Origin of the sequence: Streptomyces sp. NPDC058685 (assembly GCF_042714725.1) — a bacterium.
Lineage (GTDB): Bacteria > Actinomycetota > Actinomycetes > Streptomycetales > Streptomycetaceae > Streptomyces.
The window spans coordinates 291,814-313,489 of sequence record NZ_JBHXSL010000002.1; the positions used below are offsets into that span (position 1 = coordinate 291,814).

Sequence of the window (21,676 nt, forward strand, 5' to 3'; positions counted from 1 at the left end):
CCCCGGCCGGGGGGGGGGGGCGGGGTGTGTCCGCCCTCCCCCCGGCGCTCCTTGGGATCGGGGTGGGGGGGGGGCGGCCGGGGCGGGGCGCCCCCCCCGCCACTGGAAGGGGTGAATACACGTAACTTTCACACCCTGGTAGCGTTCCGTCGCGCTACAAGGGCTTTCCGTCACGGAGAGTCAGGCTGCGGCCAGCTCTCACCGCGGGTCGCCGGGCGGGCCACTGCCGCCCGCGCCCTCAACCGCCGGGATGCACCCAGGGGTTGGGCCGGCACTTGACCCCGTCGACGTTCAGCGACTTGGTCTGCTGCTGCATCACCGGCGCGAGCTCTCCGGCGGTCCGGCAGTTCACATGGCCGTGTCCGAGGCGGTGTCCGACCTCGTGATTGATGAGCATCTGGCGATAGGGGAACATCGCCTTCGCGCCGTACGTCGACGAGCCCTGCGCCCACCGGTAGGCATTGATCATCACGCGCTCGGTCGAGGCCGAGTCGCAGCTGACGTTGTCGACCGAGGTGTCCAGATCCGACTTGGCGCACCAGACATCGGTGGTGCCGGGGCTCGCGAGGGTGATGACGAACTCCGGCTTGCCGGACGAGATCCGCTCGAAGGTCATCGCGCCGCCGTGCGCCCAGCTCCGCTTGTCGTTCAGGGTCCGCTGCACCGCGCCGGCGAACAGCGCGCCGTCCAGGCCGAGTCCCTTCTCGATGTCCACCCGATAGCGGATCTTGCGGCCCTTGCCGGGCGCCTTCTGAAGTCCCGGGACCGCCTCGAACGAGCCGTCGGCGGTGAGCTTCGGGTCCATCTGGAACTGCGTGGCCATCAACTGCGCGTACGTCACGGGCGCAGCCGGCTTCGCCTGTTCGGCGGGCGGCGGCACCTGTCGGTTCTGCGAGCGCGAGGCCGGGCCGTCGCTGTCCCGCTGCTCGCCGGAGGCGGCGGCGTCGGCCTTGTCGGACCCGTCGGAGGCGACCTGGCCGGCCACCACCACGGCGAGCACCGTGGTCACCGCGGCCGCCGCGATCCCGGTGAAGGTGCGCCCCTTGCCGCCCTTGGGCCGCTCCTCGTCGGGGGTCCCGGCATCCGCCGGTTCCGCCCCGGTGTCCTGGTCGTACGCGTCGCCCCAGGTGGTGACGGAGGCGTAGGCGTCCTGACGTCCGTCGTGCTGCGGCTCGTCGAAGGCCTCGACGAAGTCACGGCGCGGCCCGGGAATGCGGGCGGCCGTCGCCGTACGCGGAGAGGGCTGCGAGCGCTGCGCGCCGGAAGCGTCCTGCCGGTTGCCGTAGTCCGACGGACCGCCCCAGCCGCCGCCGGCCTCACGCTGTTCGGGGTGGCCGCCGCGCGTCTGCGCCGGCCCGCGGCCCGCGGGCGCGTGCTCGGTGCCGGTCAGACCTCGTCTGCGCCGTCCGCTGCCGGGACCCGATGGCACGGGCTCCAGTTCGCCGGTGTCGTAAGCACCGCTGTCGTATGTGCCGGACCCCCGGTCCGGACCTGAGCCCTTGGGTGCGGGGCCCTTACGGCTGTGTCGTCCCACGGCCCCGGATCAGCTCCTACCGCAGTCGTCGAGCAGTTCCCGAACGGCCTGGGCGACCGTCTGCGGGTACTCCATCATGGCAACGTGTCCCGCGTCCGGCAGAGTCAGCAGCCGGGAGTCGCGGAACGCCGCGGCCGCCCTGCGGGCCATCCGGTAGGACACGAGCTGATCCCGTCCGCCGTACACCAGAAGGGTCGGCGCGAGGACCCGCTCCGCCTGCCGCCACAGTCCGTGCTGGCCGCCGAGCGTGTAGGCGTCGACGATACCGCGCGCCGAGCGGGCCATCGCGTCCCAGAAGTAGGGCAGTTGTACGCGACGCTCCATCTCCTCCACCGCGTTGTGCAGCGCTTCGTCGGAGACGCGGGTGGGGTCTCCGTAGCAGAGCGCCATCACACCCCTGGTGCGCTGTTCGGCCGTCCAGTCCTTCGACAGGCGCCTGAACAGCGCCGCCACGCCCGGCAGCGCGAGCAGGGCGGTGGGCACCGCCGACCGCTGCACCCGCAGTTCGGGCAGCGCGGGCGAGACGAGTGTGAGGGTGCGCACAAGGTCGGGGCGCACGGCCGCGACGCGGGTGGAGACCGCTCCGCCGAGTGAATTGCCGATGAGGTGCACCGGGCCCCGGCCGGAGGCGTCGAGGTGGCGGATGACCGCGCGGGCATGTCCGGTCACCGAGTAGTTGCCGTCGTCCGGCGGCGGTGAGTCCCCGAAGCCGGGCAGGTCGAGCGCCTCGCCGTCCACGACGTCCTCGAGCAGCGGCATCAGGCCCGACCAATTCTGCGAGGAGCCGCCCAGCCCGTGCACGTACAGGGCAGGCGGCAGCCCGGTGCGCGCCGGCGGCCGGGATCTCACGGTGAGGGTGAGCCCGGGCAGGGAGACGGAGCGGAGTTTCTCCCCGTCCGCCACCCGCACGGCCGCGACCTTGGGGTCCGCCGCGGCTGCGACGGCCTGAACGCCCGGAAGCTCGGTCGAAGACATGCGGGCAATGTTACGAGACGATCACACCGTGGTTCATGTGTTCGGCGTCACACACCGCATAGCGCTGCCCAGAAGTAGCTCCTAGGCTCGTAGGAAAGCACCTCTCCAGGGAAAGCGGTGCCCCATGTCCGACGACCCGACCGAACCGGAAACGTTCGGAGACGACGAGGTTCCGGAACTGGACGAGGAGGTCCCCGAGGCCGACGCCGCGGAGCAGTACACGCCGGTGAACCCGGATGACACCGATGATCCACTGCCGCGCCCCGGGGTGGGCCCGGTGGAGGAGGTGAACGAGGCCGATGCGGCGGAACAGGCCCGTGTCGTCCACCTCGACGAGGACGACTACCGGTGAGGTGACCTCTTTGCCCCCGAATAGGGAGCTACCGCGACTGTCCGGTCCGTGAAATTCTGCGTCCGCAGCACGCACAGCCGGGTTACCCAAAAGTACGATGGCGGCGCGGCGCACAGCGCGCACGGAACGATTTTGGGAGGCGGCGTGACAGCCATCGAGCAGACAGAGGCGGCGCGCCCGCGAGGCACGCGTCTGCCACGCCGAGCCCGCAGGAACCAGCTCCTGGGCGCCGCCCAGGAGGTTTTCGTCGCCCAGGGCTACCACGCGGCCGCCATGGACGACATCGCCGAGCGGGCGGGCGTCAGCAAGCCCGTGCTCTACCAGCACTTCCCGGGCAAGCTCGAGCTCTATCTCGCGCTGCTCGACCAGCACTGCGAATCGCTGCTGCTCGCGGTCCGTACGGCGCTCGCGTCGACGTCGGACAACAAGCAGCGCGTGGCGGCCACCATGGACGCCTACTTCGCCTACGTCGAGGACGAGGGCGGCGCCTTCCGGCTGGTCTTCGAGTCGGACCTGACCAACGAGCCCGCGGTGCGGGAGCGCGTCGAGCGCGTCTCGCTCCAGTGCGCCGAGGCCATCTCGGACGTGATCGCCGAGGACACCGGCCTGTCGAAGGACGAGTCGATGCTGCTCGCCGTCGGCCTCGGCGGTGTCTCACAGGTCGTGGCCCGGTACTGGCTCGCCAGCGCGTCCGACATCCCGCGGGACACGGCAGTGCAGCTGCTGACCTCGCTGGCCTGGCGCGGCATCGCGGGATTCCCGCTGCACGGCGCGGAGCAGCACTGAGCGCGGAGCCACCGGCGGACGGACGGAGGGTGTTCGCTCCTGGCGTTCACCGACGGCGTCTGCCCGGTCCGCTCGCCGGGCTAGTGTGTGCTGCGTACGGCGCGGCTGACCGCGCACCTCACTGACCGTTCGGAGGGACATAGCCGTGGAGGTCAAGATCGGCGTGCAGCACGCGCCCCGGGAGATCGTTCTGGAGAGCGGGCAGTCCGCCGAGGACGTCGAGCGCGCCGTGGGAGACGCGCTGGCCGGCAAGGCGCAGCTGCTCAGCCTCTCGGACGACAAGGGTCGCAAGGTCCTGGTGCCGGCCGACCGTATCGCCTACGTCGAGATCGGCGAACCGGCGGCACGGCGGGTGGGGTTCGGCGCGCTCTAGAGCGTCGCCGTCCACCGGCAGGACGAGTGAGAAGGGCCCGGCGGGATTCCCGCCGGGCCCTTCTCACTGCCTGCTCATCAGCCCCTCGCGGAGGGTTGTCCCGCATGGTCGCCGGGTAGGACGGGCTACGACCGCGTAGCCCTTACCGACGTCCGCGAGGTGATCAGCAGTGTTGATGGAAGCGCTCGGTTCGGTTCTGCTCGGACTCGCCCTCGCGTGGGCCGCCGACCGCCATCTGTCCGACCGTCTTCCGGCCCGCCGCGTGGTCTTCGCCTCGGGTCCGCTCGGCGCCCTCTTCGGCGCGTATGTGACGCATTCCGCGCTCGGCCCCGGCCATCTGCCGGCCACGCTCGTCGGCGCCGTGATGATCGCGGCCGTGCTGCTCTCGCTGCTGATCCGGCCGTCAGGACGCAGGCTTCGTCGCGCTTTCCCTCTCTGAGGGAACGGGGGCGGGCGGCCGGATCGGGCCGGCCGCCCGAGAAGCGGTGACGTCCGACACGTCAGGCCGCGAGACCCAGTGCCGCCATGCGCTTGGTGTGGGCCTTGGTGATCCGGGAGAACATCTCGCCCACCGCCGCCAGGTCGAAGCCGTCCGCGACACCGCCGACGAGCATCGTGGAGAGCGCGTCGCGGTCCGCGACGACGCGCTGCGCCTGCGAGAGCGCCTCACCCATCAGCCGCCGCGCCCACAGCGCGAGACGGCCGCCGACGCGCGGATCGGCCTCGATGGCGGCGCGCACCTTCTCGACGGCGAAGTTGCCGTGGCCCGTGTCGTCGAGGACGGCGAGCACGAGCGCGCGGGTGTCGGAGTCCAGATGGGCCGCGACCTCGCGGTAGAAGTCGGAGGCGATCGAGTCGCCGACGTACGCCTTGACCAGGCCTTCCAGCCAGTCGGACGGCGCCGTCTGGCGGTGGAAGTCGTCGAGGGCCTGGGCGAAGGGCTCCATGGCCGCGGTCGGCTCGGCCTCGACGGCCGTCAGCCGGTCACGCAGCTGCTCGAAGTGGTGGAACTCGGCGGACGCCATCTTCGCCAGCTCCGCCTTGTCGCCGAGCGTGGGCGCGAGCTTCGCGTCCTCGGCGAGCCGCTCGAAGGCCGCGAGCTCGCCGTACGCGAGTGCTCCGAGCAGGTCCACCACGGCGGCGCGGTACTGCGGGTCGGCGGACGCCGTGGCCCAGTCCTGGGCGGCGATTCCGGTGTGTTCAGTGGCGTTGTCAGGCGTCTCCATGGAGCGCACAATAGCCCGCCCCACAAGGGGCGTAAGGGGCTGGTCAGCCATGCCGCGATCCCGGTTCCCGTGAATTCACCCAACACACATGCGCGAATCCGGGGTACAGTGGTAATGCGCCTGCTGAGCGTTTTGCGTACTCGGTGGGCGATCGCAGTGTTTGACTGAGGGATTCGTTTCCCTCTGACCCCTTGTGGATGCCCGGTCGGTGGCACGATCGGCTCCGAACCGACCGCCCTCCACGCGGACCGTGCGCAGAATCGTGCATGACCGCAGATGAGGGGCCCCCTCAGCGGTACGACGCTCGAGCGACGGCAGTGGTCCCGCACCATCCGGCCAACCCACGGCCGGCCCAGTACCCCGGTGCGGTACGACCCCCATCGTTCGCCTCGCGCCGCGTCTCACAGAAGAGGCAGCACCCTGACTACGACTTTCCGGGATCTTGGGATCCTTCCCGAGACCGCCGAGGCCCTCGAAGCCGTCGGCATCCTGTCCCCGTTCCCCATCCAGGAGATGACGCTCCCCGTCGCGCTCTCCGGCACCGACGTCATCGGCCAGGCCAAGACCGGCACCGGCAAGACGCTCGGTTTCGGCCTGCCGCTGCTGGAGCGCGTCACCGTCCCCGCGGACGTCGAGGCCGGCCGGGCGAAGCCCGAGCAGCTCACCGACGCACCCCAGGCGCTCGTGGTGGTTCCCACCCGCGAGCTGTGCACGCAGGTCACGAACGATCTGCTGACCGCCGGCAAGGTGCGTAACGTCCGCGTTCTCGCCATCTACGGCGGCCGCGCCTACGAGCCGCAGGTCGAGGCCCTCAGGAAGGGCGTCGACGTGATCGTCGGCACCCCCGGACGGCTGCTCGACCTGGCCGGCCAGAAGAAGCTCGATCTCTCCCACGTACGGGCGCTCGTGCTCGACGAGGCCGACGAGATGCTCGACCTGGGCTTCCTGCCCGACGTCGAGAAGATCATCCAGCAGCTGCCGGCGAAGCGCCAGACGATGCTGTTCTCGGCGACCATGCCGGGTGCGGTCATCGGTCTCGCCCGTCGCTACATGTCGCAGCCCACCCACATCAGCGCCACTTCGCCGGACGACGCGGGCGCGACCGTGGCGAACACCACGCAGCGGATCTACCGCGCGCACTCCATGGACAAGCCGGAGCTCGTCTCCCGGATCCTCCAGGCCGACGGCCGGGGTCTGGCGATGATCTTCTGCCGCACCAAGCGCACGGCCGCGGACATCGCCGAGCAGCTCGCGCGTCGTGGCTTCGCCTCCGGCGCGGTCCACGGCGACCTGGGTCAGGGCGCGCGTGAGCAGGCGCTCCGGGCGTTCCGCAACGGCAAGGTGGATGTCCTCGTCTGCACCGACGTCGCCGCTCGCGGTATCGACGTCGAGGGCGTGACGCATGTCATCAACTACCAGTCGCCCGAGGACGAGAAGACCTACCTCCACCGCATCGGCCGCACCGGCCGCGCGGGCGCGAAGGGTACGGCCGTCACGCTCGTGGACTGGGACGACATCCCCCGCTGGCAGCTGATCAACAAGGCGCTGGACCTGGGGTTCCCGGACCCGCCGGAGACGTACTCCACGTCCCCGCACCTGTTCGAGGAGCTGGGCATTCCGGCGGGCACGAAGGGCGTCCTCCCCCGCGCCGAGCGCACCCGCGCCGGTCTCGCGGCGGAAGAGGTCGAGGACCTGGGCGAGACCGGCGGGCGTTCCCGCAGGTCCGCCGCCACGGCCACGGTCACCGAGGAGCGCCCGCCGCGTACCCGGACCCCGCGCCAGCGCCGTCGTACGAGGGCCGGCGAGCCCGCGACGGACGAGGCACTCTCGCCGTCGGCTCCGGCGGCTCCCTCGGAGCAGTCCACCGAGGCCCGCACGCCGAGGCGTCGTCGTCGCACCCGTGTGGGCGCGCCGGCGGAGTCCGTCGAGCAGGTCCGCACACCGGTCGCCACGGTCCCCGAGGCACAGCCGGAGGCCGAGGCGGAGACCAAGCCGCGCCGCCGCCGCTCCCGCGCCGTGAAGACGGTGGACACGGTGGAGGCCGTCGAGACCGCCGAGGCCGAGGTCAAGCCGCGCCGCACCCGTGCGGCGAAGGCCACCGTCGTCGAGGACGTCGCGACCGCCGAGGCGCCCGAGGCCGAGACCAAGCCCCGCCGTCGCACCCGCGCGGCGAAGGCCGTGGACACGGCAGCAGCCTTGGAGACGGCCGAGGCCGAGGTCAAGCCGCGCCGTACCCGTGCGGCGAAGGCGGTCGCCGTCGCGGCCGAGGCTCCCGCCGAGGAAGCCGCGGCCCCGCGCCGTCGCACCCGCACCCGGAAGGCCGCTCAGCCCGAGAGCTGACACTGCCCGCTCCGTACGGCCCGGCCCCTCACGGGGGCCGGGCCGTCGGCGTTCTCCGGCCGTCCGCACGGAAGCCGGGCGATATGCCCCCGCAACGCGCCCGGCACCCGCCGCAGTTAACCTCGTCGCATGAGCCGGCCCCCCACCTTCGTCCCGCCGCCCTGCGCCCGGTCCCGCGTCCTCACCACCTCGCGCGGGGACTTCGCCGTGCTCGACGCCCGGCCGAACGGCGACGCGGTCAGAGGGACGGCGCTCCTGCTGCCCGGCTTCACCGGGAGCAAGGAGGACTTCATCGTCCTGCTGGAGCCCCTCACCGCCGCCGGCTACCGCGTCGTCTCCGTCGACGGACGCGGTCAGTTCGAGACCGAGGGGCCCGCCGAGCAGGAGGCCTACGCGCAGGAGTCACTGGCGCGCGATGTGCTCGCCCAGGCGGAGGCCGTCCGCGAGGGGGACGCCGGCGAGGGCCGTCTGCATCTCCTCGGCCACTCGCTCGGCGGACAGATCGCCCGGGCCGCCGTGCTGCTCGATCCCACCCCGTTCCGCACCCTCACGCTGATGTCCTCCGGGCCCGCGCGGATCAGCTCCGGGCAGCGGGAACGGGTGAAGCTGCTCAGCGACGCCCTCGCGGTCATGCGGATGGAGCAGGTCTGGGAGGCGATGAGGACGCTCGACCCTCCGGTCGACACGGACACCGACCCGAAGAACGGCGAGGACCTGCGGCGCCGCTGGCTGAGCAACAATCCGCTGCAACTGATCGCCACGGGCGGTCAGCTGACCGGTGAGCCCGACCGGGTGGACGAACTGGCCGCCCTGCGGGCGCTCCCCAAGCATGTGCTGAGCGGGGAGATCGACGACGCCTGGCCCGTGCCTCTCCTCGACACGATGGCGGAGCGGCTCGGCGCCCACCGGACGGTCATCGCGGGGGCGGAGCACTCCCCCAACACCGACCGCCCGCAGGAGACCGCGGCGGCGATCAGGGCCTTCTGGGACCGGCACTGAGGGGACGCGGTGCCGAGGGGAGCCGGGGCCGAGGGAGCCGGGGGTCGAGGGAGCCGGGGTCGAGATGACCGCGGCCGCACGGCTTCCGTAGGCGACTGCTCCAGTACCGCGACTGCTTCAGTACTGGGACTGAAGGTGCTGCCAGAACCCGTCCCGCAGCGCCCGCCTCAGCACCGCGTGCCCGCGCAGCGACCGCTGGAGCACCCGCTCGGCCTCGATCAGCAGGTCCTGGTCCACCGGGCCGGGCAGATAGGGATGACCCGGCAACAGCTCGGCCATGGGCTCCCGGCCCCGTTCGGTCAGCCAGGTCGCCGCGATCTGGGCCCCGACGAAGCGCACCTCGTCGCGTGAGGGCGGCGGCGCCCCCTCGTTCTCGTACGTCGTCACCGGCCGGCGGGTGATGTAGGGCCGGCAGAAGTCCAGGTCGAAGGTCCGCTGGCTGTCCACCTCCCACAGCAGCGGCTCGGCCTGGTTGCGTCCGTCGGAGCCCTCGATGCCCCACAGATGGACGCGCGCGCCGTAGCCCTGCGCCGCCTCGACCGCCGACACGAGGTCCTCGTCACCGCCCACCAGGGCCGCGTCGCTGATCGCCCGGTGCCGTGCGAGCGACTCCAGATCCGTACGGATGAGGGAGTCGACGCCCTTCTGCTGGTTGTTGGCGTTGAGGTTGCCCAGCCGCACCTTGACGTCGGGAAGCTCGGCGATCGACTGCTGCTCCGCGGTGTGGATCCGTCGGCGGGCGCCGTCGTACCAGTAGACACGCAGCAGCCGGCTGTCGGCGAAGATCGTGCGGGCCTTGTCGATGAAGGCCTCGATGAGCCCTTCGGCGTCCAGGTCGAAGGAGCGCCGGTCCTCGGTGCCCGCCACAAGCAACCCGGCCGCAGCATAGACGTAACCCGCGTCGACGAAGATGGCATGTGTGGACGGGGTCTTCGCGACCTCGGCGAGCATGCGATGGAGCAGCTCGTTGGTGCGCTCCAGGCGGGCGCCGATCTCGTTGATCTCTGCGTCGTTCATACGGAACTCATTGTCCGTGGGCCCGCCCGTACCTGCCAGTAGTTAGGCATCCGAAAATTTTCCTTAGCGTAGGGAATGTTTGAAGGGTGCACGAGGGTTGTAGACGTACAGAGCACGAACGAACACAGACGGGTATCCGTCGCCAGCAGTTCTCCAGCAGGAGGATCAGACGAAGGGAGAAGCCATGCGCTTCGAAATCATGCGACTCGACGATGTCACCGGCACCGCCGTGGACAGCACCGTCGTGGACGCCGCCTCCGTCAACCGGATCGTGCAGCAGGCCGCAGCGACTGGCCAGCGCATCTACATCCGCCCGGCAGAAACCGCGGCCCTGTAACACACACGGCAGGGCCGGAGCAGTACCGACGACGCAGCGCCCCCGTACGGATGATCCGTACGGGGGCGCGGGTGTGTGCGGGGGCGGTACCGGGCACGGCGCGTGCGGGGCCGCCTCAGGAGCTCTGGATGACCTGGGTGATGCCGTTGATGATCTGCTGCACGGCGATCGCGGAGAGCATCATGCCGGCCAGTCGCGTCACCAGGACGACACCGCCTTCCTTGATCAGCCGGATGATCACCAGCGAGTAGCGCATGGTCAGCCACAGCACCACGTGCATGGCGACGATCGCCGCCCACACGGAGACCTGCTGGGACGCCCCGTTCGCGTGCTGCACGGCGAGAATCACCGAGACGATGGCGCCGGGCCCGGCCAGCAGCGGCATGCCGAGCGGCACGAGCGCGACGTTGACGTCCTTCGTCTGCTTCGGCTCGTCCGTCTTCCCGGTCAGCAGGTCGAGCGCGATGAGCAGCAGGAGCAGACCGCCCGCGATCATCAGCGCGGGGACGGAGACATGCAGATAGTCCAGGATCTGCTGGCCCAGGATGCCGAAGACGGTGATCACACCGAAGGCCACGGCGACCGCCTGCCACGCCATCCGGCGCTGCACCTTGGCGGGCCGCCCGGAGGTGAGGGCGAGGAAGATCGGGGTGATCCCGGGGGGATCCATGATCACGAAGAGGGTCAGGAAGAGGGAGCCGAAGACGGCAACGTCGAACACGGTGAGGCCTAGCGGGAAGAGGGGTGGAACAGAAGGGAAGGCAGGGAGAGGTCTGCGCGGGGCGAGCCGGTCGGCGCGCGCGGCGCGGCACACTCCGTGCGACAGAAGACGACGAAGAGCGGCAGAGCCTAGAGGCGCACTCCGCCGGTGCCGGGCACCGGGAACGCACCGGTCGCCCGCCGGGTGATCTCGCCGTAGATCTCCGGGTCGGTCGTGAACTCGCCGAGCTCGCAGGTCTTGCGGCTGCCGTGGTAGTCGCTCGATCCGGTGGTCAGCAGCCCCAGTTCGGCGGCGAGACCGCGCAGCCGTACGCGGGTGGGCTCGTCGTGGTCCATGTGGTCGACCTCGATACCGTCGAGACCGGCGGCGGCCAGTTCGGCTATCGCCTTCTCCGGCACCGTACGGCCCCGCTGGGCGGCGGCGGGGTGCGCGAGGACGGCCACTCCCCCGGCGGCCTTGACCAGCCGGATCGCCCTGAAGGGGTCCAGTTCGTGCTTGGTGATGTGCGCACGGCCGCCGTCGGCGATCCACTCGGGCGTGAAGGCGTCCGAGACGGTCGGCACGACGCCGAGCTCGACGAGCGCGGTGGCGATGTGCGGGCGCCCGACGGAACCCTCTCCGGCGATCCGCGCCACGAGGTCCCACTCGACGGGTACGCCGAGTTCCTGGAGCTTGGTGACCATCGCCCGGGCGCGCGGCACCCGGTCGTCGCGTACGAGCTCGCGCTCGCGCAGCAGATCCGGCTCGTCCGGGTCGAAGAGGTACGCCAGCAGATGGAGGCTGACCCCGTCGAGGGCGCAGGAGATCTCGGCGCCGGTGACCAGGGTCAGACCTTCAGGAAGCGCGGCGATCGCCTCGGCGTGCCCGCGGGTGCTGTCGTGGTCAGTGAGCGCGACGACGTCCAGTCCGGCGTCTGCGGCCTTGCGGACCAGCTCGGCCGGGGTGTCCGTGCCGTCCGACGCCGTGGAGTGGGTGTGCAGATCGATGCGCACGACGCGAGGCTCCAGGGGCGGTGGGCGGACAGGGGACGGTCAAGTGTATCGGGCATTCGAATACCCTCAGGACGGGTACGGGCGGCCCGGACCCGGCGTCAGCGGCTCACCTGCCCCGAGCCCACGTGTTCACGACAGCAGCCGCGGTGACAGCGCTCCGCACGGCAGCAGTTCCACTTCCGCACCCGCGTCCCGCAGATCGGTGAGCACCAGCTCGTCGTACATCAGCAGCCCGGTCTGCTCCGGCCAGACGATCGCCCAGAGCCACAATCCGCGCGCCTCGCCCGCGAAGACGGCCCGGTCGTCGGGCGCTCCCGGGACATGCCACAGCGGCGTCGGCCGGCCGGCCGCGAGCACCTTGGTCTGCGGGGGCTTCTCCACGCTGATGCAGTGGCCCGGGTCGGGACCGTCGACACCGGCGTAGCGCGCTCCGAGTCCGACGCCCAACTCCTCGGCGACCAGCAGCAGTTCGCCCAGTCCGCCGAGCGGACCCGGCCCCGAGCAGGCGACAGCGGTGGCCCGCCCTCCGCTGCGGTCGTCGCCGGCGTAGGCGACGCCACTGAAGAGCCATCCGACGGGCAGCGGCCACGGCATCCAGACGGGGACCTTCGCGCGGTGCACCACCACACCCAGGGCTTCGACACTGGGCGGGATCACCGGCTGCAGCGGGTGCACCGTGCCGTGCACATCGCACTGCCAGGAGTCGGCGAAGAGACCGGGCGCCCTGACCCGGCCACCGCACTTCGGGCAACTGGGTTCGCCCCTCATACAGCCCAACGGTCCTACCCGGCAGTCCCCCCGTCAAGGACGATCACCGGCTCGGCGTGTGCTTCCACCCGGGAAAATTAGATGCATCTTGCATTCATTAGCTTGGCTAACCTATTATGTGTAGAGCACAACGATCTACTCGAGAAGTCTGCAGAGGAGCTGTCCATGCGTGGAGAGGATCCGTTCGACGAAGGAGCGCCCAGCATCCTGCGCCAGCCCAAGGCCGTCTGGGCGACGGCGGGCGCATCGGTCGTGGCCTTCATGGGCATCGGCCTGGTGGACCCGATCCTGCCGTCCATCGCCAAGGGCCTGGAGGCGACGCCCAGCCAGGTGTCGCTCCTGTTCACCTCGTACTTCCTCATCACCGCCGTCGCGATGCTGGTGACCGGTTTCGTCTCCAGCCGTATCGGCGGTCGCAAGACCCTGCTCGCCGGGCTGACGCTCGTCATCGTCTTCGCCGCCCTGTCCGGAACCTCCGGCTCGGTCGGCGAACTGGTCGGCTTCCGGGCCGGCTGGGGACTCGGCAACGCCCTCTTCGTCTCGACCTCGCTCGCCGTCATCGTCGGTGCCGCCGCGGGCGGCAGCGCGGCGGCGATCCTGCTGTACGAGTCGGCGCTCGGGCTCGGCATGGCGTGCGGACCGCTGCTCGGCGCCGTGCTCGGCGACGCCAGCTGGCGCTATCCGTTCTTCGGCACCGCCGCCCTGATGGCCGTCGGATTCCTGTGCATCGCGGCGTTCCTGAAGGAGCAGCCCACACCGGCCCGCAAGACCTCGCTGCTCGATCCCCTCAAGGCACTCGGGCACGGCGGGCTCGCGTCCGCCGCAGCGTCGGCGTTCTTCTACAACTACGCCTTCTTCACGGTGCTGGCCTTCACACCGTTCGTGCTCGACATGAGCCCGTACAAGTCCGGGGCGGTGTTCTTCGCCTGGGGTGTGCTGCTCGCGGTCTTCTCGGTCCTGGTCGCGCCGCGACTCCAGCGCCGCTTCGGCTCGCTCAAGGTGCTGGGCGGCTCGCTGCTGCTGCTCGCCGCGGACCTCGTGATGCTCGGCTACGGCAGCCACACCGCGGCCGTCGCCGGCACGATCGTCTCCGGCGCCTTCATCGGCCTGAACAACACCGTCTACACCGAACTGGCGCTCGGCGTCTCGGACGCGCCGCGACCGGTGGCCAGCGCCGGGTACAACTTCGTCCGCTGGTTCGCCGCGGCCGCCGCCCCCTACTTCGCGCCCAAGATCGAGGAGTGGACCGACATCCACATCCCGTTCGTGGTGGCCGCGGGCGCGGCGGTGATCGGCGCGGGCATCGTGTGGGTACGGCGCGCATCCCTCACCCACAGGGCGGAGGAACTCCAGCCGGTGCACGCCACCCAGGACGGCGTCACGGTCTTCGCCAACTGACGCCGGGCATCAACGGGCCTGCGACGGGACCTGCCTGACATCGGCTCAGAACAGGTGCGCGGCAGCGAGGTTCAGTCCAAGCGGGGTTCAGTCCAGCGGTACGGACCTGCGCAGCGGATCGCGCAGGTCCGTCCCGTGCGTCAGCCACCGCTCCTGGAGTTCCTGCGCCCCGTGCACCCGCTTCCAGGCCGCCTCGTTCGACGTCATCGGCAGCAACGGCAGGAAGCGCACCGGGTCCATCGGGTCGGCCAGTTCGAGATCCTCGACGAGACCTCCGGGCTCGGCCACCAGCACCGAGCTGAAGGCCGCCGAGGTCCACAGCGGTTCACCGACGTCCAGTGAGGCGCCGGGCGCCACGACGACACCCTCGACCTGAGGGGACGCGGCGAGCACGGCGAGGGGCCGCAGCGCCTTGTCGGTGTCGGCGAGCCCGGCCCGGACGGAGAGGACCAGCTCCGCGCGCGGACCCTTCACCGGGTCGGCCAGCGCGGCCGTGGGATCGGTCATCGGATGGGCGGACATGCCGAGTGTGGCGTATCGCACGACGTCCCCTCCGTCGTGGTCCTCGCTCCGGAACCTCAGCACCTCGATACGGTCCGTACCCAGGAACGTCACCGCCGCGCGGGCGTCCGGTTCACCGAGTGCCGTACGCAGCCGGGCCTCGACCAGATCAAGAACTTCTCCCATGCGGCGAGCATAAAGCGCGTATGGAACGGGCAAAACCAGGGATTGGCCCTGAGGCGACTGATAGTCTTGGCCGCTGGTCAGGGACGGCACGCAGAAGCGTGCTCTCCAGTCCCCGACGTCATGACTGTCCCTCACGGGGGACCGGCCGGAGGAGGTGGGGCTGCGGTGGATCGAAGTCGATCGTGCAGTACCAACCGCCCTTCCGCACCGTGTGTCTCCCCGGCGACCTGCGTCTCCTGGGTGATCTGAGGCCTCACCGCAGCGGCCCCACGGCACTTCGCACGACGGAAGAGCACTTCGTTTTTGCCTGTCTGTAGCGAACGCCGTCACCGCGACCACGCGGTGCCGCCCGCTTTGCGGACGTACGCATCACGTCCCCATTCCGGGCTGTGCCACGCCACTCGCCGACGGCCTCTCCGTGAAGGAGCAAGCCATGTCGATGATCCGTGACCTGCGCGCCGCGGTCCGTCCGTCCCTGCGCAAGAGCAACGCCCCGTACAACACGTACGACACCACGCGGGACCCCTCCGCCTCGAGCGCCGTCGTCGACTGCGCGGTCTACCGCGACGGAAGGCGGCTGGAGACCGACGCCTGCCAGACGCCGCACGAGGCCATGCTCCGTGTGCGGGAGGGCGGCGGCTTCGCCTGGATCGGGCTGCACGAGCCGACCGAGGCCGAATTCGCCGGTATCGCCGCCGAGTTCGGACTGCACCCCCTCGCCGTCGAGGACGCGGTCCACGCCCACCAGCGGCCCAAGCTGGAGCGGTACGACGACACGCTCTTCACCGTCTTCAAGACGATCCACTACGTCGAGCACGCCGAACTCACCGCGACCAGCGAGGTCGTGGAGACCGGCGAGGTCATGTGCTTCACCGGCCGGGACTTCGTCATCACCGTCCGGCACGGCGGCAAGGGCTCGCTGCGGGCGCTGCGCCACGGGCTTCAGAAGGACGCCGAGCTGCTGGCGAAGGGGCCTTCGTCGGTGCTGCACGCCATCGCCGACCATGTCGTCGACGGGTACATCGCGGTCGCGGGCGCGATGCAGGACGACATCGACGAGGTCGAGATCGATGTCTTCTCGGCGCCCGACAAGGGCAGCCCGCGCGGCAGCGACCCCGGACGGATCTATCAGCTCAAGCGCGAGGTGCTGGAGTTCAAGAGGGCGGTGTCGCCGCTGCTGCGGCCGATGCAGCTGCTCAGCGAGCGCCCGATGCGGCTGATCGACCCCGACATCCAGAAGTACTTCCGTGACGTCGCCGACCACCTCGCCCGGGTGCAGGAAGAGGTCATCGGCTTCGACGAGCTGCTCAACTCGATCCTCCAGGCCAATCTGGCGCAGGCGACGGTCGCCCAGAACGAGGACATGCGCAAGATCACCTCATGGGCGGCGATCATCGCCGTGCCGACGGCGGTCTGCGGGGTGTACGGCATGAACTTCGACCACATGCCGGAGCTGCACTGGAAGTACGGCTACGCGATGGTGATGACGGGCATCATCGGCGTCTGTCTCGTCATCCACCGCACCCTGAAGCGCAACGGCTGGCTGTAGATAGGCTGCGCGCATGACCGAACCTTCCGCCCGCTCCACCGGGGACGTCGCACTCCCCGACCAGGCGCTCGTCGAGGAAGCCACCAAGAAGTCGGGCCTCGTCTGGGTCCGGGGCGGAGGTCCCGCGCGAGCGCTTTGGCACGTATGGCACGAGGGCGCCCTGCACCTCGTGGGCGACGGGCCCGGTGAGCAGCCGCTGCCGCAGCTGGCGGACGGGGGTACGGCCGAGGTCACCGTGCGCAGCAAGGACAAGGGCGGGCGGCTCGTCGTGTGGACGGCCGCGGTGTCCGAGCTGGAGCCGCACACGCCGGCGTGGGAAGCGGCGGTCGCCGAGCTCAAGGGCAAGCGGCTGAACGCGCCGGACGCGGAGGTGATGACCGAGCGGTGGGCGCGCGAGTGCCGCGTCCTGCGACTCGAACCGCGCTCCGCGACCACGGATCTGCCGTCCACGTCGCTGGCCGAGCCGCCGCTCCCCACGTCGGCGACGACCCGCCGGCCGGCGCCTGCCGGGCTTCCGCGACTGCTGGTCGGCCGCAAGAAGAAGCGCGGTTGAGAGCTGCGCCGGGTCTGCGGTGCGTGTCCGTCCCGCTGACGCCCAGCGGCACGGCCCCGGCCGCCCGGTCAGCGCCCGGCCGTCGCCTGGGCCTCGGCCGCCCTGGCCTGAGTCGCCCTGGCCCCAGTCGCCCTGGCCTCAGTCGCCGGACGAGCCCGCCTGGCTGTTCGTCTTCGGGAGCTGGCCGCCGTAGTCGACCGTCTCCTCCTTCGACGGCGCCTTGAGCGCGAAGTCCTTGCCCCAGTCCCCGAGGGTCAGCACACCGGCCCCGCCGGCTCGCGCGAACTGAAGGGGATAGGGCGCGCCCTCCAGGGAGACGTCGAGCGTCCCGCCCGCGCCCTCCCCCGCGGTCACCGTGATCGCGCGGACGCCGCCGACCTTCGTACGGTCGCCCTTGCTCAGCTCGCCCTGCATGCCGAGCAGTCCCTCCAGCAGGACGTCCATGTCCGTGAAGCCGCGGAACTGGTTGTACGCGGGGTCGCCCTCGGGGACCTTCACATACTTGTCGTCGAGCTTGTCCGCCGCCTCGTCGTCACTCTCGCCCGGTTTCGCGTCGCCCTTGCCGTCCTCGGGGTTCCAGAAACCCGCGTCGGCCTTCAGATAGAGCGCCTTGCCGATCCGCAGCAGTTCGAAGGTGTTGTCCTTCGAGGTGACGGATCCGGTGCCGCCGTCGTGCTTGAGCCGCATGTTCAGCTTGTAGGTGCCGCCCTTGCTGACGAGGGTGCCCGACAGCCGTACGGCCGTCGCCGCGTCCGCCGCGGTCTTCGCCTTCGTCTCGATCTCGGCGGCGGAGAGCTTGCCGATTCCATTGGTCCCCGCGTCGGGGTCCTCTCCTCCGCAAGCCGTGAGCGCCATGGTCAGTCCGGCGCACACCGCCACGGAGAGCACGGCCCTGCGAGCCTGAGGAACCGGGGGGAGGAGAGTCACCGGCGCACTGCCTCTCATCTGCTTGTCATGGGTGGCAGACGGCAGCGTACCCGTGCGGAGCAGGCCGCTCCGCAGGGAGCCGTACGGACCTCGGCCAGGGGCGGCACGCATCGGTACGGGCTAGCCTGAAGCCCACGATCAGCGGCAATTCCCGGCAAAATCCGGCGAGCGAGGAGGGCGGAGACGGTGGCAGGCGCCCCTCGGATCTTCGTGTCCCACCTCGCGGGTGTGCCCGTCTTCGACCCGCAGGGCGACCAGGTCGGCCGGGTGCGCGACCTCGTCGCGATGTTGCGGGTGGGGCGGCGGCCGCCGCGGCTGCTCGGTCTGGTCGTCGAGGTGCTCAGCCGCCGCCGGATCTTCCTCCCGATGAACCGGGTCACCGGCGTGGAGTCGGGACAGGTCATCACCTCCGGCGTACTGAACATGCGCCGGTTCGAGCAGCGGCCCACCGAGCGGCTGGTGCTCGGTGAACTGCTCGACCGCCGCGTGCAGCTGGTGGACAGCGGCGAGGAGGTCACCGTCCTCGACGTCTCGATCCAGCAGCTGCCCGCCCGCCGCGACTGGGAGATCGACAAGGCGTTCGTCCGCAAGGGCAGGGCGGGAGCCCTGCGGCGCAGGGGAGAGACCCTGACCGTCGAGTGGTCGGCGGTGACCGGCTTCTCGCTCGACGAGGACGAGCAGGGCGCCGAGAGCCTGGTCGCCACCTTCGAGCGGATGCGCCCGGCCGACCTCGCCAATGTGCTGCACCACCTGTCGCCGAAGCGGCGCGCGGAGGTCGCCGCCGCCCTCGACGACGACCGGCTGGCAGATGTGCTGGAGGAGCTGCCGGACGACGACCAGGTCGAGATCCTCGGCAAGCTCAAGGAGGAGCGGGCCGCCGACGTCCTGGAGGCCATGGACCCGGACGACGCGGCCGACCTGCTCTCCGAACTGCCCGAGGCGGACCAGGAGCGCCTGCTCACCCTGATGCGGCCGGACGACGCCGCCGATGTGCGCCGCCTTCTGTCGTACGAGGAGCACACGGCCGGCGGTCTGATGACCACGGAGCCGATCGTCCTTCGGCCGGACGCCACGGTCGCCGACGCTCTGGCGCGGGTGCGCCAGCAGGACCTCTCCCCCGCGCTCGCCGCGCAGGTGTACGTGTGCCGCCCGCCGGACGAGACGCCGACGGGCAAGTACCTCGGCACCATCCACTTCCAGCGGCTGCTGCGGGACCCGCCGTTCACCCTGGTCAGTTCCCTCGTCGACAGCGATCTGCCACCGCTGTCGCCGGACACCCCGCTGCCGGCGGTGACCAGCTATCTCGCGGCGTACAACATGGTCGCCGCGCCGGTCGTCGACGAGGGCGGTTCGCTGCTCGGTGCGGTGACCGTCGACGACGTCCTGGACCATCTGCTGCCGGAGGACTGGCGGGAGACGGAGTTCGAGGAGTCCGCCCATGGGTAGCGGCGGCGAGTCCGGGCCGGGAGAGCGCGGCGACACGAAGGAACGGCTGCCGTCGGGAGCGAGCGCCGCGCCCCGTCCGAGGGTCAGGCTCGATCAGCCCCGAGCGCCGCGGCGCTCTCTGCTGCCGGAGTACGACCCGGAGGCCTTCGGCCGGTTCTCCGAGCGGATCGCCCGTTTCCTGGGCACCGGACGGTTCATCGTCTGGATGACGGTGATCATCATCATGTGGGTGGTGTGGAACGTCAGCGCGCCCGCAGGTCTGCGCTTCGACCCGTATCCCTTCATCTTCCTGACCCTGATGCTGTCGCTCCAGGCGTCGTACGCCGCTCCGCTGATCCTGCTGGCACAGAACCGTCAGGACGACCGTGACCGGGTCACCCACGAGCAGGACCGCAAACAGAACGAGCGGTCGATCGCGGACACCGAGTACCTCACCCGGGAGATCGCCGCGCTGCGGATGGGCCTGGGCGAGGTGGCCACCCGCGACTGGATCCGCTCGGAGATCCAGGACCTCGTGAAGGAGATGGAGGAGCATCGCGCCGTATTCCCGTACGAGCGCGCCTCGGGGCGTGACGAAAGCGACCGCTGACGGCCTTACCGGCGGTGGTGGTCAGCGCCGTACCATCATCGGTATGGCTACGGAAGACGCGGTGCTTGAGGCACTGGCGACGGTGAACGACCCCGAGATCAACCGACCGATCACCGAACTCGGCATGGTCAAATCAGTCGGGATCGAGGCGGACGGCGCGGTCGCGGTCACGGTGTACCTCACCGTCTCCGGCTGCCCGATGCGCGAGACGATCACCAAGAACGTGACGGACGCGGTCGCCCGCCTCGACGGTGTCACCCGCGTCGACGTCACGCTGGATGTGATGAGCGACGAGCAGCGGCGCGACCTCGCGTCGTCGCTGCGCGGCGGCACGGCCGAGCGTGAGGTGCCGTTCGCCCAGCCCGGCTCGCTGACCAGGGTGTACGCGGTCGCCTCGGGCAAGGGCGGGGTCGGCAAGTCCTCCGTGACGGTGAACCTGGCGGCCGCGATGGCCGCCGACGGCCTGAAGGTCGGCGTCGTGGACGCCGACATCTACGGTCACTCCGTGCCCCGGATGCTGGGCGCCGACGGCCGTCCCACCCAGGTCGAGAACATGATCATGCCGCCGTCCGCGAACGGCGTGAAGGTCATCTCGATCGGCATGTTCACCCCGGGCAACGCCCCGGTGGTGTGGCGCGGCCCGATGCTGCACCGCGCGCTCCAGCAGTTCCTCGCCGATGTGTACTGGGGCGACCTGGACGTCCTGCTGCTCGACCTGCCCCCGGGTACCGGCGACATCGCGATCTCGGTGGCGCAGCTGGTGCCGAACGCGGAGATCCTGGTGGTGACGACCCCCCAGCAGGCCGCCGCCGAGGTCGCCGAGCGGGCCGGCTCGATCGCCGTACAGACCCATCAGAAGATCGTCGGCGTCGTCGAGAACATGGCGGGCCTGCCGTGCCCGCACTGCGACGAGATGGTCGACGTCTTCGGCAGCGGCGGCGGCCAGCGGGTCGCCGAGGGCCTGACGAAGACCACGGGCGCGACGGTGCCGGTGCTGGGTTCCATTCCGATCGACGTACGTCTGCGTGAGGGCGGCGACGAGGGCAAGCCCGTCGTGCTCACCGACCCCGACTCCCCCGCGGGCTCCGCCCTGCGCGCGATCGCGGGCAAGCTGGGCGGCCGCCAGCGCGGCCTGTCGGGCATGGCGCTGGGGATCACCCCGCGGAACAAGTTCTGAGCGTTCCCGCGCCGGGTGGTACCGCACCGGGCCCACCCGCCGCGGCAGGCGCCTGAGCGCCGTGGTCCCGCGTCCGGACGGGCTTGGTCACCAAGCCCGTCCGGTGCCGTCAGGACGGGATGTACGCGCCGAGGTCCTCGACCGCCGAGAAGGCGAGACCGTAAGCGCTCATCCCGCGCCCGTAGGCGCCGACGTGCACCCCCGTCCGGGTGGAACCGGCCAGCACCCAGCCGAACTCCGACTCGCGGTAGTGGAAGGGCGTCGGCTCGCCGTCGACCGGCAGCGAGAGCGCGGACCAGGCCGGTCCGCTCATGTCGTCGGCCAGCTCGAAGGCGGTCTCCGTCTGCTGGTCCAGCCAGTCGTCACGCAGCGAGTGGTCCAGCTGGGCGGGCCAGGTGTGGGCCAGCAGTCCCGAGCCGGCCAGCCAGGCCGCGGAGGAAACCGTGGTGGCGTCCAGGACGCCCGTGCCGTCACCGCTGCGGCGTACGGGGCTCGCCACGACGGTGATGACCACCGCGAAGCGCTCCTTCTCCGTACCGGCCGCCTCCGAGCGTATCGACGGCTCGTCGCCGTGCCCCATCGCGCCGTGCTGGACCGTGCCGTCTGCGGCTGCGCCGACCTGCATCAGCCAACGCCGGCCCGTGAAGGCCTCGTCCAGTCCGTACCAGGGGAACGGTGCCCTCAGGAATCCGTCGACCGCGCGCTGGGCCGCGGTACCCGCCTTGCCCTCCGGTGCCGTCGTACGCTGCGCACCGGGAGCGGGGGAATCGCTGACCGTGCTCTGAGCCGCTGGTCGACTTGTCGTCTCCATCTACCCGGCCGCCTCCTCTGTGTCCGAGGTCCGGAGCGGACCCGCCCCCCTCGGGCGTCCTCGCGTCCTGACAGATGGAGAGAATAGCCACCCTGTCCCGGCTCGCAGGGATTGACAGT

At 70.8% G+C, this 21,676-nt stretch carries 23 protein-coding genes; 13 read left to right on the forward strand and 10 right to left on the reverse strand.

The genetic code is table 11. The features are described from left to right. Window positions 1-238 precede the first annotated feature (238 nt). Together ACFWU3_RS03010 and ACFWU3_RS03015 are read right to left on the reverse strand one after the other, a co-directional pair. On the reverse strand, window positions 239-1,534 hold the full coding sequence (locus tag ACFWU3_RS03010; protein ID WP_384430184.1) for a DUF3152 domain-containing protein: 1,296 nt from the start codon (window positions 1,532-1,534) through the stop codon (window positions 239-241). Between the two features lie 9 nt (window positions 1,535-1,543). After that, window positions 1,544-2,509, reverse strand: coding sequence for an alpha/beta hydrolase (locus ACFWU3_RS03015; protein WP_340475221.1), 966 nt, complete (start codon window positions 2,507-2,509; stop codon window positions 1,544-1,546). Between the two features lie 124 nt (window positions 2,510-2,633). On the opposite strand from ACFWU3_RS03015, the gene ACFWU3_RS03020 reads away from it, so the two are divergent. The 4 genes from ACFWU3_RS03020 (at window position 2,634) to ACFWU3_RS03035 (ending at window position 4,459) form a co-directional block, all read left to right on the forward strand. Beyond that, window positions 2,634-2,861 (forward strand): hypothetical protein, encoded by a 228-nt coding sequence (locus ACFWU3_RS03020; protein WP_384430187.1) that lies wholly within the window; start codon window positions 2,634-2,636, stop codon window positions 2,859-2,861. Between the two features lie 144 nt (window positions 2,862-3,005). Next, complete coding sequence (locus tag ACFWU3_RS03025) at window positions 3,006-3,647, forward strand: TetR/AcrR family transcriptional regulator (RefSeq protein ID WP_313944261.1); 642 nt, start codon at window positions 3,006-3,008, stop codon at window positions 3,645-3,647. 145 nt (window positions 3,648-3,792) lie between these two features. Then, window positions 3,793-4,020, forward strand: a complete 228-nt coding sequence (locus ACFWU3_RS03030; RefSeq protein WP_313944262.1) for a DUF3107 domain-containing protein — start codon at window positions 3,793-3,795, stop codon at window positions 4,018-4,020. 169 nt (window positions 4,021-4,189) lie between these two features. After that, window positions 4,190-4,459, forward strand: a complete 270-nt coding sequence (locus ACFWU3_RS03035; RefSeq protein WP_384430190.1) for a hypothetical protein — start codon at window positions 4,190-4,192, stop codon at window positions 4,457-4,459. 61 nt (window positions 4,460-4,520) lie between these two features. Here the strand turns inward: ACFWU3_RS03035 and ACFWU3_RS03040 are convergent, their stop codons facing one another. Continuing rightward, window positions 4,521-5,246 (reverse strand): ferritin-like fold-containing protein, encoded by a 726-nt coding sequence (locus ACFWU3_RS03040; protein WP_327680557.1) that lies wholly within the window; start codon window positions 5,244-5,246, stop codon window positions 4,521-4,523. Between the two features lie 513 nt (window positions 5,247-5,759). Between ACFWU3_RS03040 and ACFWU3_RS03045 the strand changes: the two genes are divergently transcribed. After that, window positions 5,760-7,586: a DEAD/DEAH box helicase gene (locus ACFWU3_RS03045; RefSeq protein ID WP_384430193.1), complete on the forward strand. Its 1,827-nt coding sequence runs from the start codon at window positions 5,760-5,762 to the stop codon at window positions 7,584-7,586. Between the two features lie 129 nt (window positions 7,587-7,715). Next, window positions 7,716-8,585 carry an alpha/beta fold hydrolase gene (locus ACFWU3_RS03050; protein WP_384430196.1) on the forward strand — a complete coding sequence of 290 codons (870 nt, stop codon included), beginning with the start codon at window positions 7,716-7,718 and terminating at the stop codon, window positions 8,583-8,585. 117 nt (window positions 8,586-8,702) lie between these two features. Here the strand turns inward: ACFWU3_RS03050 and ACFWU3_RS03055 are convergent, their stop codons facing one another. Continuing rightward, window positions 8,703-9,602, reverse strand: coding sequence for an NYN domain-containing protein (locus ACFWU3_RS03055; protein ID WP_384430199.1), 900 nt, complete (start codon window positions 9,600-9,602; stop codon window positions 8,703-8,705). 184 nt (window positions 9,603-9,786) lie between these two features. On the opposite strand from ACFWU3_RS03055, the gene ACFWU3_RS03060 reads away from it, so the two are divergent. Further along, the gene (locus tag ACFWU3_RS03060; RefSeq protein WP_313944268.1) at window positions 9,787-9,939 is read left to right on the forward strand and encodes a hypothetical protein; all 153 of its coding nucleotides are present in this window, start codon (window positions 9,787-9,789) and stop codon (window positions 9,937-9,939) included. Between the two features lie 115 nt (window positions 9,940-10,054). On the opposite strand, the gene ACFWU3_RS03065 is transcribed toward ACFWU3_RS03060, so the two are convergent. The 3 genes from ACFWU3_RS03065 to ACFWU3_RS03075 form a co-directional block, all read right to left on the reverse strand. After that, the gene (locus ACFWU3_RS03065; protein ID WP_356705796.1) at window positions 10,055-10,660 is read right to left on the reverse strand and encodes a MarC family protein; all 606 of its coding nucleotides are present in this window, start codon (window positions 10,658-10,660) and stop codon (window positions 10,055-10,057) included. A 128-nt stretch (window positions 10,661-10,788) separates the two neighbouring features. Next, window positions 10,789-11,652 (reverse strand): PHP domain-containing protein, encoded by an 864-nt coding sequence (locus tag ACFWU3_RS03070; RefSeq protein WP_384430202.1) that lies wholly within the window; start codon window positions 11,650-11,652, stop codon window positions 10,789-10,791. Between the two features lie 129 nt (window positions 11,653-11,781). Then, complete coding sequence (locus ACFWU3_RS03075; protein ID WP_384430205.1) at window positions 11,782-12,420, reverse strand: DUF6758 family protein; 639 nt, start codon at window positions 12,418-12,420, stop codon at window positions 11,782-11,784. Between the two features lie 165 nt (window positions 12,421-12,585). Here ACFWU3_RS03075 and ACFWU3_RS03080 point away from each other — a divergent pair, with 165 nt between their 5' ends. Further along, the gene (locus ACFWU3_RS03080) at window positions 12,586-13,818 is read left to right on the forward strand and encodes an MFS transporter (RefSeq protein WP_384430207.1); all 1,233 of its coding nucleotides are present in this window, start codon (window positions 12,586-12,588) and stop codon (window positions 13,816-13,818) included. Between the two features lie 87 nt (window positions 13,819-13,905). Here the strand turns inward: ACFWU3_RS03080 and ACFWU3_RS03085 are convergent, their stop codons facing one another. After that, window positions 13,906-14,505, reverse strand: a complete 600-nt coding sequence (locus ACFWU3_RS03085; protein WP_384430210.1) for a suppressor of fused domain protein — start codon at window positions 14,503-14,505, stop codon at window positions 13,906-13,908. A gap of 433 nt (window positions 14,506-14,938) precedes the next feature. Here ACFWU3_RS03085 and ACFWU3_RS03090 point away from each other — a divergent pair, with 433 nt between their 5' ends. Next, entirely contained in the window at window positions 14,939-16,054 is a 1,116-nt protein-coding gene (locus tag ACFWU3_RS03090) for a magnesium and cobalt transport protein CorA (protein ID WP_313944274.1), read from the forward strand. A gap of 13 nt (window positions 16,055-16,067) precedes the next feature. Continuing rightward, a complete protein-coding gene (locus ACFWU3_RS03095; protein WP_384430213.1) occupies window positions 16,068-16,607 on the forward strand; it encodes a hypothetical protein in 540 nt (179 codons plus the stop codon). Between the two features lie 138 nt (window positions 16,608-16,745). Here ACFWU3_RS03095 and ACFWU3_RS03100 read toward each other — a convergent pair whose 3' ends face one another. Beyond that, the gene (locus ACFWU3_RS03100) at window positions 16,746-17,552 is read right to left on the reverse strand and encodes a hypothetical protein (RefSeq protein WP_384430216.1); all 807 of its coding nucleotides are present in this window, start codon (window positions 17,550-17,552) and stop codon (window positions 16,746-16,748) included. A gap of 168 nt (window positions 17,553-17,720) precedes the next feature. Here ACFWU3_RS03100 and ACFWU3_RS03105 point away from each other — a divergent pair, with 168 nt between their 5' ends. The 3 genes from ACFWU3_RS03105 to ACFWU3_RS03115 are packed head-to-tail and all read left to right on the forward strand — an operon-like array spanning window position 17,721 to window position 20,746. Next, window positions 17,721-18,980, forward strand: a complete 1,260-nt coding sequence (locus tag ACFWU3_RS03105; RefSeq protein ID WP_384430219.1) for a magnesium transporter MgtE N-terminal domain-containing protein — start codon at window positions 17,721-17,723, stop codon at window positions 18,978-18,980. After that, entirely contained in the window at window positions 18,973-19,569 is a 597-nt protein-coding gene (locus ACFWU3_RS03110) for a DUF1003 domain-containing protein (RefSeq protein ID WP_384430222.1), read from the forward strand. The genes ACFWU3_RS03105 and ACFWU3_RS03110 overlap by 8 nt, the downstream gene beginning before the upstream one ends. Before the next feature lie 43 nt (window positions 19,570-19,612). Continuing rightward, window positions 19,613-20,746, forward strand: a complete 1,134-nt coding sequence (locus ACFWU3_RS03115; protein ID WP_384430225.1) for an Mrp/NBP35 family ATP-binding protein — start codon at window positions 19,613-19,615, stop codon at window positions 20,744-20,746. 109 nt (window positions 20,747-20,855) lie between these two features. Here the strand turns inward: ACFWU3_RS03115 and ACFWU3_RS03120 are convergent, their stop codons facing one another. Further along, on the reverse strand, window positions 20,856-21,557 hold the full coding sequence (locus ACFWU3_RS03120) for a hypothetical protein (RefSeq protein WP_384430227.1): 702 nt from the start codon (window positions 21,555-21,557) through the stop codon (window positions 20,856-20,858). Window positions 21,558-21,676: the final 119 nt, after the last annotated feature.

Excerpts from the sequence above, each read along its gene's own strand:
- ACFWU3_RS03015 (WP_340475221.1), bottom strand. The coding sequence starts at position 2,509 with ATGTCTTCGACCGAGCTTCCGGGCGTTCAGGCCGTCGCAGCCGCGGCG.
- ACFWU3_RS03020 (WP_384430187.1), top strand. The coding sequence starts at position 2,634 with ATGTCCGACGACCCGACCGAACCGGAAACGTTCGGAGACGACGAGGTT.
- ACFWU3_RS03040 (WP_327680557.1), bottom strand. The coding sequence starts at position 5,246 with ATGGAGACGCCTGACAACGCCACTGAACACACCGGAATCGCCGCCCAG.
- ACFWU3_RS03045 (WP_384430193.1), top strand. The coding sequence starts at position 5,760 with ATGACGCTCCCCGTCGCGCTCTCCGGCACCGACGTCATCGGCCAGGCC.
- ACFWU3_RS03050 (WP_384430196.1), top strand. The coding sequence starts at position 7,716 with ATGAGCCGGCCCCCCACCTTCGTCCCGCCGCCCTGCGCCCGGTCCCGC.
- ACFWU3_RS03055 (WP_384430199.1), bottom strand. The coding sequence starts at position 9,602 with ATGAACGACGCAGAGATCAACGAGATCGGCGCCCGCCTGGAGCGCACC.
- ACFWU3_RS03060 (WP_313944268.1), top strand. The coding sequence starts at position 9,787 with ATGCGCTTCGAAATCATGCGACTCGACGATGTCACCGGCACCGCCGTG.
- ACFWU3_RS03075 (WP_384430205.1), bottom strand. The coding sequence starts at position 12,420 with ATGAGGGGCGAACCCAGTTGCCCGAAGTGCGGTGGCCGGGTCAGGGCG.
- ACFWU3_RS03080 (WP_384430207.1), top strand. The coding sequence starts at position 12,586 with ATGCGTGGAGAGGATCCGTTCGACGAAGGAGCGCCCAGCATCCTGCGC.
- ACFWU3_RS03085 (WP_384430210.1), bottom strand. The coding sequence starts at position 14,505 with ATGGGAGAAGTTCTTGATCTGGTCGAGGCCCGGCTGCGTACGGCACTC.
- ACFWU3_RS03090 (WP_313944274.1), top strand. The coding sequence starts at position 14,939 with ATGTCGATGATCCGTGACCTGCGCGCCGCGGTCCGTCCGTCCCTGCGC.
- ACFWU3_RS03095 (WP_384430213.1), top strand. The coding sequence starts at position 16,068 with ATGACCGAACCTTCCGCCCGCTCCACCGGGGACGTCGCACTCCCCGAC.
- ACFWU3_RS03100 (WP_384430216.1), bottom strand. The coding sequence starts at position 17,552 with ATGAGAGGCAGTGCGCCGGTGACTCTCCTCCCCCCGGTTCCTCAGGCT.
- ACFWU3_RS03110 (WP_384430222.1), top strand. The coding sequence starts at position 18,973 with ATGGGTAGCGGCGGCGAGTCCGGGCCGGGAGAGCGCGGCGACACGAAG.
- ACFWU3_RS03115 (WP_384430225.1), top strand. The coding sequence starts at position 19,613 with ATGGCTACGGAAGACGCGGTGCTTGAGGCACTGGCGACGGTGAACGAC.
- ACFWU3_RS03120 (WP_384430227.1), bottom strand. The coding sequence starts at position 21,557 with ATGGAGACGACAAGTCGACCAGCGGCTCAGAGCACGGTCAGCGATTCC.